Here is a 12,662-nt window from a genome sequence, read left to right as displayed (position 1 = left end):
TGTGGCGTTATGTGACGGATCAGCGCGCGGCGGCGGCCAGCCTGGATGCGATTGCGTCACCCGACATACGCCATGTGTTTGGCGGCCATGTGCACCAGCAGACCCTGTACTACCGGGGCGCCGACGCCGGTTTGATGAAGTTTTCGCCCACACCGGGCGTGGCGATTCCGCTGCCACGGCATCGCCACTGGCTGGCCACGATTGGCTCGGTGGGGCAGCCGCGTGACGGCAACCCGCAGGCCATGTACGCGCTGTTTGACAGCAGCCGCCTGCGGCTGGCGTTTCAGCGGGTGGACTATGACCACCAGGGCGCGGCGGCGGCGATACGGCGGGCGGGCCTGCCCGAACACTTTGCCAGCCGGCTGGAGACCGGGCAATGAAGCTGATGGCGCCGGGCACCGAGCTGGACGGCTTCACGATTGAAGACTGCATCCACTCGGGCGGCATGGCGCATATCTACCGGGTGCGTTACAGCCGGGGCGCGCCCGACCCGGGCTTTGCCATGGTGATGAAAGTGCCGCGCATGACAGCGGGCGACGGCGCCGAAAACATCGTCAGCTTCGAGGTCGAGCACCAGATCTTGCAGATCGTGGCGGGCCCCCATGTGCCACGCTTCGTGGCGGCGGGCGACCTGCAACACGTGCCCTACCTGGTGATGGAATATGTGCAAGGGCAGACCCTGCAGCACTGGCTCGATCTGCCGCAGCGCCCCGGCGCCGACGAGGTAGCGCGGCTGGGCGTGGCGGTGGCGCTGGCCGCGCACAGCCTGCACCAGCAAAACACCGTGCACCTTGATTTGAAGCCCGCCAATGTGCTGATGCGGACCGATGGCACGGCGGTGCTGCTGGACTTTGGCTTGTCGTGCAATGCGCTATACCCGGATCTGCTGGCCGAGCAGCTGCGCAAGGCCGTCGGTTCGCCGGCCTGGATCGCGCCGGAGCAGGTGGTGGGCATACGCGGTGACCCGCGCAGTGATATTTTTGCCATCGGCGTGATGCTGTACCAGTTGGCCACCGGCGAGCTGCCGTTTGGCACGCCGGAGACCGCAGGCGGGCTGCGCCAGCGCCTGTGGATGGATCCGCTGCCGCCGCGCAAGCGGCAGCCGCAGTTGCCGCCGTGGCTGCAGGAGGTCATTCTGCGCTGTCTGGAGCCCGAAGCCGCCAAACGCTACCCGTCGGCGGCGCACCTGGCGCTGGACCTGCGCCACCCCGAACAAGTGGTGCTGACCGAGCGCGGCCGGCGCACCGAGGGCACCGGCCTGGGCACGCATCTGAAACGCTGGCTCAAGGCGGCGGGCATGGACTACCGGCCCAGCCCGCTGCCGGCACGGCAGATTGCCGAGGTGCCCATCGTCATGGTGGCGCTGCCGCATGAAGACATCACCGACGCGACGCTGTACTCGCTGCGCCAGGCGGCGGCGCGTTCGCTCGGCACGCGGCCCGGCGCCCGGCTGGCCTGCGTCACGGTGATCTCGCCCGGCCAGACCAGCCCCGCCAGCGACGACAGCAGTGAAACCAGCGTGCACCGCCGGCATCTGGCGCGCCTGCAGCTGTGGGCGCAGCCGCTGGCGCTGCCGGGGCACCAAAGCTCGTGCCATGTGATCGAGTCGGGCGATGTGGCCGAGGCGCTGGTGAATTTTGCGGTCGGCAACCGGGTCAACGTGCTGGTGCTGGGCGCCGCCACCCACGGCCTGAAGCTGCAGCGCCTGCTGGCGACCGTGCCGATCAAGGTGGCGATGGCGGCACCGTGCACCGTGGTGCTGGTGAAACAGGCGCTGCCGTTCGAGCTGCTGACGGAGCCGCCGCCCGACGGGCCGGCGGCACGCTAGCACGCCCCGCCGCCGCGGTTCATGCCACGGAACTAGCGGGACGGCACGAGCCAGTCGCCGGTGGTGGCCAGCCGGGTGAAGTCGGGCGCCTGGTAGTGCCTGATGAAAGCGCCCCGGGAGCCGTGGCGCTGGCCGGGCCCGAGGGTAAAGCGCGGGTAGGCGGTGGCGACCGCGGCTTCGTCGGCGGCCTCAAGCAGCTCGACAAAATACTCGCGCGAGTAGCGCTCGCGCATGGTCTGGAGCGCGCGCACGCTGACTTCGCAGGCCGAATAGGTGTTGCCCTGCAGGCGGCTTAGCGCGGGTTGCAGCGCCAGGCCCTGGCGGCCCATCCAGTGGCCGCTATTGAGCGTGATCCGGGCGCCCCGGCGCTCGGCCGCTTCATAGGGGTAGAGCATCCAGGCGCGCTCGCGCCAGGCCATGGCGAGCGGGGCCTCGTCAAGCCCCGCCAGTTCGCCAGAGATGATGACCCGGCCCGCCTGCGGGGCGGCGGCCGTGGCGGTGAAAGCGCGCAGCGCGGCAGGCTTGAGCCACAGCACCAGCGCATCGCGCTCGGTCAGTTGGCTGCCCAGCAGGCGGTCGGCTTGCGGCTCGTGTTGTTGCTGATCGATCTCGGCGCTGATGCCCAGCTCGCGCACATGCCGGCGCAGGGCATCGGCCGCCAAGCGTGCCGGCTCAGAGTCGTCACTGCGCTGAACAATGCGGCGCCACCCGCCAGGCGGCGCTTCATCGGCCAGGCGCTGGGCCAGCGCGGCGGCTTCCAGGCTGACGCCGCGCGAAAAGTAAAACGACCAGTGCGAGGCCATGCCGTCGTCCACCGCCGCCGTGTTGGGCAGCACACAGGGCATTTTTTCGCGTTCGCAGAACTGGTGGATCGGGGTCCAGCTGCCGCCGCTGATGCCCGACACGACGGCGAACACCGGTTGCTGGCGCTGGAGCTGCGCCAGTTCCTGCGGCCACAGCGCCGGGTCGGCGCCGAGCTGCCAGACATGGTGCTGCCAGGGTTGTGGCGCACCGGTGTGGCCGGACGGGCGCGGGCCGCGCTCCACCAGGCAGCGCGAGATGATGGCCAGCGTTGCGTCGCGTTCGGCGGCGGGGGCGTCGGCCGTGACGATGGTCGCCAGGTGCAGCGCCTTGTCATCGACCCCCGGGGCCTGGCCCAGCGGCAGGGTGTCCAGGTAGGCCAGCAGCTGGGCCAGCGAGGCCGCATCGAGTTCGTAGCGCGGCATCAGGTAGCCCAGGGCGGTGCCAGAAGGGCGCAGGCCAGCGACCAGCGCCTGCTCAAAACTTTGCGCCGTGTAGGCGGCGCGGGTATGCGCCGGATGTTCGCTGCGCGACACGCCGGCCGGCACGCGCCCGGCGCGCTCGGCCGGGCGCTGGCCGGGTGCCCGCAGCAGCGAGCCGAGCACCGGCGGAATCAGCTGGTTGCCTTCGGCGCCGCCCAGGCCGCTGGCCCGGTGGCAGGTGATGCAGGCGGCCGCCGCACCCGCCACGCGCACGCCATCAACGCGGCTGCCGGCCAGCGGCATGCCGTTGGCCAGCACGCCGTCGCGGTAGATGCGCTCGCCGCGCTGCACGTCCAGGCGCTGGTCCTTATCCGCCGCGCCGGCGGGCAGGCACGCCAGCATGACCGCGCTGGCGGCAAGGCCGAGCCGGGCCCGCCGAAGCAGCCTTGCCCCGGCGCGTGTCATGGGGACGCCGTAGCCTGGGCTTGCCCCTGACCATGGGCCTGGGCCTCGCGGATCAGCTGGTCCGGCGACGGGAAGCCATCGAGCCGCACCCATTGGCGAGAACCACGCGGCCGCACGAAGGTGACCGGGGTATGGCTCATCTTGTCGGGCCGATAGACGTTGAAGGCGCGCTGGATCGCATCGATCGCGTCCTGGCTGCCGGTGTCAAAGGTCCACTGCGGGCCGGCGGCGAAGCGGCCGGCGTACTCGGCAAGGCGCGCCGGGGTGTCCTGGCCCGGATCGATCGACACCGAGACCATCTGTAGCTGGTCGGCCTGCGCGCCCAGGCGCTCCTGGGCAGCCGCGAACAGCTGCGACATCGGCAGGCAGATGCCGGTGCAGGTGGTGAACACGAAGTTCAGCAACACCGGCCGGGTATCGTCCATGGTCGCGTCAAAGGCCACGAGCTTGCCGTTGTGCTGGCGCACCCGCACCGCCGGAAGCCGGACCTGCACCATGCTGCGGGAAACGGCGGCGCCGTCCTGCGGCAGGCTGGCGGATGGCGCCGCGTGGGGTCCCTGGTGGGCCGACGCGGCCGGCCATCCGGCCACGGCCAGCAGGGCCGCGAGCAGAAAAGCCGGCGCGCGGGGGACCGGGCATGGGAACGGATGCATGGGTGTGTCTCCTTTGCGTTGGCCCGGTTCCGTCGCTGTGGCTCAGGTGACGATGAAGCGGCGCATCATTTCATGGTCTTCATGCGACAGGATGTGGCAATGCCAGACGTATTCGCCGGGCCGCGCGAAGCTCACCAGAATGCGGGTCACCTCACCGGGATAGGTGATCACCGTGTCCTTGCGTCCCGCCTCGTTGGGCTCGGCGTGGCGCTGCGGGCCTGGCAGCGCGATCTGGGTGAGGTAGCCACCGCTGGTGCTGCCGCCCGGGCCCATGGGTTTGTCGACCACGGTGCCGGTAAAGGGCTCGCGGCTGAGGATGCGGAAATCCACCAGGTGCAGATGAATCGGGTGGGCATCCACCGTGGTGTTGTGCAATTCCCAGATCTCGGTGCTGCCGGCGCTCATGTACTCGGTCACCGGGTCGGAGTAGAAGAAGGTGCCAAAGGCCGGGTTCGCCGGATTGCCCGGTGCCGGGTTGACCGTGCCCAGCATGGTCTGCAGCCGCCCCAGCGGGTCGGTGCCCTCAAACAGCATCAGCTTGCGCCGCGGCACGCCCGCCGTGCGCGGCGCTGGCAGCAGGCCGAGAAGGGGGCGCAGGTACACCGGCAGCACGCTCTGCGGCACCGTGGTGTTGAGCGGCAAGGCCACCTTGAAGGCCATGATCTTGCCGGCCGTGAGCGGGTCGACCGGATCGCCGTCGGGGAAGGGGATATTGGCGGAGTTGCCGACCGTGATGGTCTGCTGGGCCAGGCCGGCAAAGTTGATGACCAGGTCGGCACGCTCGCCCGGAGCCAGAATCAGGTGATTGAGCCCGACGGGTGCGTCCATCAGGCCGAGTTCGGTGCCGACCTGGTGAAATGGCAGCGCGCTGCCATTGGGGCGCTGGAACTTCAGGTCGTAGAAACGCGAATCCGAGGCGTTGAGCAGGCGCAGCCGGTAGGGGCGCGGTTCGACCTCGCATTTCGGCCAGGGCACGCCATTGACCAGAATGAAATCGCCAAAAAACTCCGGCAGGTGGGTGATGGCGGGCGCATTCGGGTAGGTTGCCGTGTCGGACGACGGGTAATAGACCTTGCCGGTGGCATCGAACATGCGGTCCTGGATCACCAGCGGCAGCTCGTAGGCCGGCGCGGGCAGCATGTTGCGCGTGATCAGGTAGTCCTCGTTCGCGTCACGGATCAGGTAGTTGCCGGTCAGGCCCATGCTGACGTTCAGCCGGGTCACGCCCAGCGCATGGTCATGAAACCACAGGTGGCCGGCTTCCTGGTTGTTGTTGAAGACGTAGGGCGTGCTGTAGAGGCGGCCGCGGAAATCGGGCGTGCCGTCGCGGTTCGCGTCGGGCGTGGCCCAGGCGTCGGGCAGGCCGTCGACGGCCGAATCAATGGAGCCACCGCCGTGACGATGCGCCACCAGCGGCACGGGCGCCTGGCCGCCCAGGTTGCCCGGGTTGGCCCACATCAGCGTGGTGTCTATCGGCAGCCGGTGCGGCAGCGGCGCGCCACTGCCATTGAGCAGCTGGTTGACATAGCTGACCTGGATGCTGGCGCCTGAGCGCACGGCGAAGCTGCGCGCCGGCGAGGTTGGCGGCTGGAGGGCGGTGCCATAGCCCCACAGCACGGTGGTCAGGGGTTTGCCTTTGGCATCGACGAGGCCGATGTGGGAGCTGAACTCCCTGATCTGCAGGGTATAGCTCGACGGGCCCGGCCCGGTCGGCATGAAGCGGTTGATGGGGCTCAGCGGGTTGGGCAGGGGTTGCACGAACTTGGGATGGGCCGCGGCGTCGAGCAGGGCCACCGGCGTGCCGGGCGGCAGCAGCGTGACCGGCCCCGCGCCGGGGGCCACCGTGGGCAAGCTGACGGCGGGGCTCACCGACACCGCGGAATCGACGGCAGCGGTCGGCGTCAGGGCGTGGGCTTTCAGGCCGGGCAGGCCCGAGGCCCCGAGGGCAAGCGCACCGGCGATAAAGGTCCGGCGCCCGGTGACCCTTTCAGGGGCGGGGCGGTCCGGATCGGCGGGAGTGAACTCACGATCGCTGGTACCGAATGTGAATGACGCCATGGTTGTTCTCCGTTTTATGGTTTTTCGGTAGCGACAAACAACACATTTGCACACGCTTTTTACGGATGTCCATGCGTTGTCGAACGCTGGCACCAGTGTGTTGCGTGGTTCAGGGGGCGTAAATCCCGAAAAAACTACCTATTTTTTCTTAATTTAAGCTGAAGGCTACGCAAAAGTTAGCTTTCACTCACGGCCTGTCCATGGAGGGTGCGAATTACCTGAGATGATCGGACTGGATGTTGGGAATCTCAATAAGTAACATTTGTATCGGTAACTAAACGTAAATAAAACTACTGATTGTGAGTTTTGAATCAGGTTTTTTGGCTGTAACCCGGATGGGCGGCAGATCAGGGCGTAGTGATGTTCGCCGGCGCGCGGGAAGGCGAAAAAATGCCTTTTTCAGGCAAATAACGGCATTAGCCCAATAAAACTAAGCATAGTTTGCTACTAATTTAGTAGCAAATAATTTTGCTAACGGCCCCGCGTCAGCCGCTTGCCTGCCTTGCGCAGGCGGGCCGCCTGTCTAACGGACCCGGTCGGATGCCGAACTGGAAGATGCCACGCCGGCATGACGCGGCAACTCCCCGGCGGCAGGAGGGACAGCCCCGCGCTTCGGTGCGCCGTGCTGTCCGCGCGGCGTCACCCAACGCATTCCGGCGGCAATGCTGGCCAGCACCACGACATAAAACACAATCTGCATGCCTGCCGGTTGGGCGTCGTAACCGATCAGTCCGTGCAGCAGCGTTCCGACCGCCGTGGTCTGGGGCAGCACCGCGGAGGTATCCCACAGCGGTGCGCCCAGGCTGGGCAGCAGATCGGCCTGGATCAGGAAGCGCGCCGCTTGAGAGGCCATGCTGGCGGCCAGCAGCAGCACGAGGATGCCGGTGACCGAGAAGAACCAGCGCAATGGAATGCGCAGCAGCCCGGCGTACAGCAGCCCGCCCACCAGCAAGCCAGCGGCCAGACCGCTAAGGCCGCCGCCCACGGTGGTGCGCAAGCCGTCCTCGCTGCTGGTGGCCAGGCTGTAGAGAAACAGCACGGTTTCCGAGCCTTCGCGCAAAACGGCGAGGGCAACAATGATGAAAATCACCGAACGTTCGCGCGTGCCGTCATTGATGGCGCGCGCCGCGCTCGCGGCCTGCGCCGCCATTTCGCGGCCATGCACCGCCATCCAGATGTTGTGCCAGGCAAGCATGCCCACCGCCAGCGTCAAAATCGCGGCATTGAACAGCTCCTGGCCCATGCCGCTGGCCGTGCTGGAAATAAGCTCCATGCTGGAAGCCACCAGTGCCGCGCCCGTGAGCCCGGCGAGTATTCCGGCCACCACCCAGCGCGCGCGCGAGGGTATGCCACGCGTGGCGGCGAACATGATGCTGATGATCAGCGAGGCTTCCAGTGATTCACGAAAAACGATGAGGGCAGCGGCGAACATGCGGGCTCCTGGTCAGGTTTCATTCGACGATGAGGGTGCCTTGCGCGGCGGCGTTGTTTTCGTGATATTCCTCGACGAAGGAATAGCGGCCAGGCTTTAAGGGGCCAAGGTTGATGGTGGCGGTGGATTTGCCGGGAATGACTTTCTCGCGGCCCAGCGATTTGCTTTCAAACTCTGCGGGGGTGGCATCCTTGTTCACCACCAGCAACTTGATTTTCTTGCCAGCCGGGATCGTGATCTGCTTCGGCTCGAAGGCGTGATCCTTGATCGTGAGCGTAACTTCATCAACGGCGGCAAAAGCGGTGGCGGCCGCCAACGACAAAAGAGTGAGGGACAAAAAACGCTTCATGGGATTCCTTGGTGCTAAGGACGTTAATGATAATCATTATTATTGTTATCCGCCAGCTAATTCTGGCGATTCGCTGGGGGTCAGGACATCTCAGCGTCCACGTCCCCAGATATCACTGTATTAATTACAAATAAAAACATTTAATACAATTTGAAACTAATAGTCGCTGAAGTTGTTACGGCTTTGGAGCGGTGACCTCCCATCCCGGGCAAGCCATACATTTCGTCACAAATAATCAGAGTGAACGCCAACTTAAAAAAGTTTTGCGAAAGTTTGTCCAAAAAAAAGGGGTGTTTTTTTGGTATTGCACCGGCCAACAACGGCCGCGACACTGAAATTGGCAGCGATTTAAAGAGGGATGCGGAGTTTTTTTTGTTGGCAAATGTTTTTTTGCGCTGCGAAATGTCCCAAACGCTGGACAGCACGCCAACCCGGCGTTGACTGCCGTGGACAGCTGTTTGGGTTACCGGATCAGGCGCTCGTGGCCTCACAACACGCACGCCGAAGTCCACGTCGAAGGGGAACTGTTATGGCGTTACTCAGCAGTAATGATTTTGAGTCCGTTCCACCAGATAGCGACACCCGCAGCACCGGGAGGTTTGCCCGATGCGTGGATTTTCTTGCCGGACCTCTGGCGATGGGGGCTTCGGGCCTGACATTTTTTTTGGCCTACACGCTCACGGTGCCGCCCGCGGACGATTTGCTGGGCTCGGTAAAACCGGCGCTCATCGTGGCGGCAGCGGAGCCAGGCGCAGCACCCGTCACGATGCCGGCGACGGGCCTGAGCGAGGTGTCGCAGCCGGTGCCTGCAAAGACGTCGGCACCGCCATTTCAACCGCCGATAGACCGTGGCGCCCGCCGGTGAGCGGCCTTATCTGGCCAGCAGTGAATTGATCTGCTGCAGGTCTTCCGGGCTTAGCGTGCCGTTGGCCTGGCGCAGCCGCAGGCCGCCCAGCAGCACGTTGTAGCGCGCCTGCGCCAGGTCGCGCTTGGTCTGAAACAGCTGGCTTTGCGCGTTGAGCACGTCGATGTTGATGCGCACACCGACCTGGTAGCCGAGCTTGTTGGCATCGAGCGCGCTCTGGCTCGACAGCTCGGCGGCTTCGAGCGCCTTGACCTGGCCCTGTCCCGACAGCACGCCAAAGTAGGCGGTGCGAGTGCTTTGAGCCACGCTGCGCCTGGCGCCTTCCAGGTCGCTGCGCGCCTTGTCTTTCAGCGACAGCGTTTCCCTGATGCGGTTTTGCGTGGAAAAGCCGGCGAACAGCGGCACATTGAGCACCAGCCCGACCGTGGTGGCGTTGGTGCGCGAGGATGTCTGCGCGGCGGAGGTGGCCGTGCCCGCCGGGTTGCGGGTGATGTTGTAGCTGGCGGTGGCGTCCAGCGTGGGCTTGTGGCCGGCCTCGGCCTTGGTCACTTCCAGCTCGGCAATGTCCAGCCCGCTTTGCGCCTGGCGAATACCCGGATGCACCGCTTCGGATTGCTGCACCCAGGCGTTCACATCGGCCGGCTGCACCGGCGGAAGAGCAACCGGTGCCAGCAGGCCCCTGGGCTGGGTTTCATTTTTTCCGACCAGCTGGTCGAGCGCGATTTTCTTGACGCGCAAGTCGTTTTCGGCGGCGATTTCCTGCGCAATCACCAGGTCGTAGCGCGCCTGCGCCTCGCGGCTGTCGGTGATGGTCGAGGTGCCCACCTCGAAGTTGCGTTTGGCAAAGGCCAGCTGCTCGGCCACGGCGGCTTTTTGCGCCTGCACGAAAGTCAGCGTGTCCTGCGCGGCCAGCACGTCAAAGTAAGCCTGGCTGCTGCGCACAATCAGGTCCTGCTCGGCGCTGTCGAGCTGGGCGCGGGCCAGGTCGACCTGCTTGAAGCCCTGCTCGTAGCTGGCCCAGTTGGCCGGCCGGTATAGCGGCTGCGAGGCGCTGAGCGTGGCGTTCTGGGTATTGAAGTTGCGCTCTATGGCCGGATTGGTGTTTTCGAAGCCGGTACGCGATGCGCCGGCCGCAAGGCCCGCCGCGGGCAGGATGCCGGCCTTGGCCTGCGCGGCACGGGCCAGGTTGGCGTCGTACTGCAGCCGGGCCGACTGGTAGGTGGCGTCAAACGCGCGGGCTGACTCGTACAGCTCCACCAGACTCTGGGCCTGCGCCATCGGGCCGGCTGCCAGCAGCGCAGCGGCTATCGACAGGGACAACAGCAGCGGGCGGGCCGGCAGTGCGGGGGGCGTGGTCATAGGCGTCCTGGGGAAATGAATGAGTCAGCGATCAGCAAAAAGGGCATCAATATTGCGGCACGGTCGGGTCCACCTGCTGCGACCAGGCGTCAATGCCGCCCTGCAGGTTGACGACTTCTGTGAAGCCGCTTTGCGTCAAATAATTGGCCACCTGCAGGCTGCGCATGCCGTGGTGGCACAGGCAGGCAATCGGCTGATGGCTGCCGTGGGCCTGCTGCAGCTCGGCCAGGCGCGCCGGAATCTCGCGCATCGGAATGTGCAGCAGCGTAAAACCGTCGCCCCTGACCGAGGCGGTCTGCAGTTCCCACGGTTCGCGCACGTCGAGCACCAGGGCGGGTGCGGCGGCGGGTGTCGTGGCATTGACGCGGTCGCGCCAGGCGGCGAAATCGGCGGGGCTGATCTGGGCAATCATGGGCGGCTTGCTCGGCGGTTTCAAAAGGTGAATCGGGACGGCTCGGGAAAGTTCATCAGCCGGGGCGCCACCGTGTCCCAGGCCTGGGTGGTGCGCCAGCCGTCTTCGCTGGGCCGGGTCACCAGGGTGGCGCGCATCATCGGCTCAAAGCCGACGATGGCGCTCAGGCGGCCGCCAACCTTGAGCAGGGACAGCAGCGAGGCCGGCACTTCGGCCACCGAGCCGCTGAGCACGATGACATCAAACGGGCCGCCCAGCGCAGCGCTGCCCGGCACGGCCGCGCCGTCACCGGTGCGCACTTCGGCGTTGTAGATGCCGGCTTTTTGCAGATTGTGGCGGGCGGTCTGGGCCAGCGCGGCGTCGATCTCGAAGCTCAGCACCTGCTGCGCGCGGTGCGCCAGCAGCGCGGCCATGTAGCCCGAGCCGGTGCCGATTTCGAGCACTTTCTCGTGTTTCTGCACCGCCAGGTCCTGCAAGATGCGGGCTTCGACCTTGGGCGCCAGCATGCACTGGCCGGGGTCTTGTTGCGCCGGGCCGGCGGGGCTCAGCGGAATTTCCATGTCGACAAAGGCCAGCGCCTTGTGCGCCAGCGGCACAAAATCTTCGCGCTTGATCATCGCGAGCAGGGAAAGGACCTGGTTGTCCAGCACTTCCCAGGGGCGGATTTGCTGCTCAATCATGTTGAAACGGGCTTGTTCGTAGTTCATGGCGGGTCTGGTGTTTGACTGTGACAGGTAAGAAGCGGAGTGCATCGGGCGAAACCTCTGGATTTTAGTCGGCGGCTGTGGCGATGACCGGCGCCGCGGGGGCGCTGGCGCCAAACCGGCGCCTGAGCCATTGGGCCAGGTCGTCCAGGTAGCAATAGGTCACCGGCACCACCACCAGCGTCAGCAGCGAGGAGGTAATCACGCCGCCAATCACCGCCTGGCCCATGGGGGCGCGCTGCTCGGCACCCTCGGACAGGGCAAAGGCCAGCGGCACCATGCCGAAAATCATGGCCAGCGTGGTCATCAGGATCGGGCGCAGGCGGACCCTGGCGGCTTCCAGCAGGGCTTCGCTGCGGGGCATGCCTTCGAGGCGGCGGCCGTCCGCGTCGACGCCGGGTTGCCGCATTCGAATCGCAAAGTCCACCAGCAAAATCGCGTTCTTGGTGACCAGGCCCATCAGCATCACCACCCCGATGACGGAAAACATCGACAGCGTGGAGCGAAACAGCAGCAGGGCCAGCACCACGCCAATCAGCGTCAGCGGCAGCGAGGTCATCAGCGCCATGGGCTGCAGGAAGCTCTTGAACTGGCTGGCCAGAATCATGTAGATGAACAAAACCGCCATCACCAGCGCCGAGACGGCATAGCCAAAGGATTCGGCCATGTTTTTGGTCGAGCCGCTGAACTGGTAGCGGTAGCCGGGTGGAAAGTTCACACCTTCGAGCGCCGCCTTGATGTCGCCCGACACCTCGCCGGCCGAACGCTTGTAAACATTGGCAGTGATGGCGACTTCGCGCGTCAGGTCGCGCCGGTTGATCTGGTTCGGGCCAGTCGATTCGCTGACGCTGGCGACCTGGCTCAAGCGAACGATACGGGCCGAGCCGTCGGCATTGCTGCCCAAGGTGCTGTTCATAAATGGCAAGCGCTCCAGGTCTTGCAGTGCGTTGCGCGCATCGGGCGCCAGCCGCACATTGACGTTGTAGGTCTGGTCATCGGGCGCGCGCCAATTGCCAACGGTCTGGCCCGCAACCAGCGTTCGCAATGCCGCCGCAATCTGCGAAGCCGACAAGCCCAGGTCCGATGCCGCATCGCGCCGCACCGCGATGTCGAGCACCGGCTGATCGGCCTTCAGGCTGGTATCCAGATCGACCAGGCCGGGAATGGTCCGGATTTTTTCAGTAACGATACGCGTTAGCCGGCCCAGTTCCTGCAGATCAGGCCCCTGCATCGAAAACTCCACCTGCTTGTTGCCGCCCACCGCGTCGAGCAGGCCGGCATGCGTGACGGTGATGCCGGGCACCTGTTTCAGCC

General features: G+C 65.7%; 12 protein-coding genes and 1 pseudogene. 4 read left to right on the top strand and 9 right to left on the bottom strand.

The features are described 5' to 3' along the window. Positions 1-380: pseudogene (locus RMO23_RS01635) on the top strand (metallophosphoesterase); the annotation flags it as partial. Next, complete coding sequence (locus tag RMO23_RS01630; protein WP_309678354.1) at positions 377-1,828, top strand: bifunctional serine/threonine-protein kinase/universal stress protein; 1,452 nt, start codon at positions 377-379, stop codon at positions 1,826-1,828. The pseudogene RMO23_RS01635 and the gene RMO23_RS01630, both read left to right, overlap by 4 nt. A gap of 32 nt (positions 1,829-1,860) precedes the next feature. Here the strand turns inward: RMO23_RS01630 and RMO23_RS01625 are convergent, their stop codons facing one another. From RMO23_RS01625 to RMO23_RS01605, 5 genes are all read right to left on the bottom strand, one after another. Beyond that, positions 1,861-3,516: a hypothetical protein gene (locus tag RMO23_RS01625; RefSeq protein ID WP_309678353.1), complete on the bottom strand. Its 1,656-nt coding sequence runs from the start codon at positions 3,514-3,516 to the stop codon at positions 1,861-1,863. Beyond that, positions 3,513-4,169: an SCO family protein gene (locus RMO23_RS01620; protein WP_309678352.1), complete on the bottom strand. Its 657-nt coding sequence runs from the start codon at positions 4,167-4,169 to the stop codon at positions 3,513-3,515. The genes RMO23_RS01625 and RMO23_RS01620 overlap by 4 nt, the downstream gene beginning before the upstream one ends. Positions 4,170-4,211: 42 nt before the next feature. Further along, the gene (locus tag RMO23_RS01615) at positions 4,212-6,227 is read right to left on the bottom strand and encodes a multicopper oxidase domain-containing protein (protein WP_309678351.1); all 2,016 of its coding nucleotides are present in this window, start codon (positions 6,225-6,227) and stop codon (positions 4,212-4,214) included. Positions 6,228-6,750: 523 nt separating this feature from the next. Continuing rightward, positions 6,751-7,659, bottom strand: coding sequence for an FTR1 family protein (locus tag RMO23_RS01610; RefSeq protein WP_309678350.1), 909 nt, complete (start codon positions 7,657-7,659; stop codon positions 6,751-6,753). Positions 7,660-7,678: 19 nt separating this feature from the next. Beyond that, complete coding sequence (locus RMO23_RS01605; RefSeq protein WP_309678349.1) at positions 7,679-8,008, bottom strand: cupredoxin domain-containing protein; 330 nt, start codon at positions 8,006-8,008, stop codon at positions 7,679-7,681. A 240-nt stretch (positions 8,009-8,248) separates the two neighbouring features. Here RMO23_RS01605 and RMO23_RS01600 point away from each other — a divergent pair, with 240 nt between their 5' ends. Both RMO23_RS01600 and RMO23_RS01595 read left to right on the top strand, forming a co-directional pair. Next, complete coding sequence (locus RMO23_RS01600) at positions 8,249-8,449, top strand: hypothetical protein (protein WP_309678348.1); 201 nt, start codon at positions 8,249-8,251, stop codon at positions 8,447-8,449. A gap of 88 nt (positions 8,450-8,537) precedes the next feature. Next, the gene (locus RMO23_RS01595; RefSeq protein ID WP_309678347.1) at positions 8,538-8,873 is read left to right on the top strand and encodes a hypothetical protein; all 336 of its coding nucleotides are present in this window, start codon (positions 8,538-8,540) and stop codon (positions 8,871-8,873) included. A 6-nt stretch (positions 8,874-8,879) separates the two neighbouring features. Here RMO23_RS01595 and RMO23_RS01590 read toward each other — a convergent pair whose 3' ends face one another. From RMO23_RS01590 to RMO23_RS01575, 4 genes are all read right to left on the bottom strand, one after another. Then, positions 8,880-10,232: a TolC family outer membrane protein gene (locus RMO23_RS01590; protein WP_309678346.1), complete on the bottom strand. Its 1,353-nt coding sequence runs from the start codon at positions 10,230-10,232 to the stop codon at positions 8,880-8,882. 46 nt (positions 10,233-10,278) lie between these two features. Continuing rightward, positions 10,279-10,644, bottom strand: coding sequence for a rhodanese-like domain-containing protein (locus RMO23_RS01585; RefSeq protein ID WP_309678345.1), 366 nt, complete (start codon positions 10,642-10,644; stop codon positions 10,279-10,281). Between the two features lie 20 nt (positions 10,645-10,664). After that, positions 10,665-11,351 carry a protein-L-isoaspartate O-methyltransferase gene (locus RMO23_RS01580; protein ID WP_309678344.1) on the bottom strand — a complete coding sequence of 229 codons (687 nt, stop codon included), beginning with the start codon at positions 11,349-11,351 and terminating at the stop codon, positions 10,665-10,667. A 64-nt stretch (positions 11,352-11,415) separates the two neighbouring features. Then, positions 11,416-12,662: efflux RND transporter permease subunit (locus tag RMO23_RS01575; RefSeq protein WP_309678343.1), on the bottom strand; the 1,247-nt coding region annotated here is incomplete at its 5' end.

The organism is Polaromonas sp., from assembly GCF_031411155.1.
Lineage (GTDB): Bacteria > Pseudomonadota > Gammaproteobacteria > Burkholderiales > Burkholderiaceae_C > Polaromonas.
Note: the sequence above shows the minus strand (reverse complement) of the source record. Positions and strands in the feature narration are given on the sequence as shown.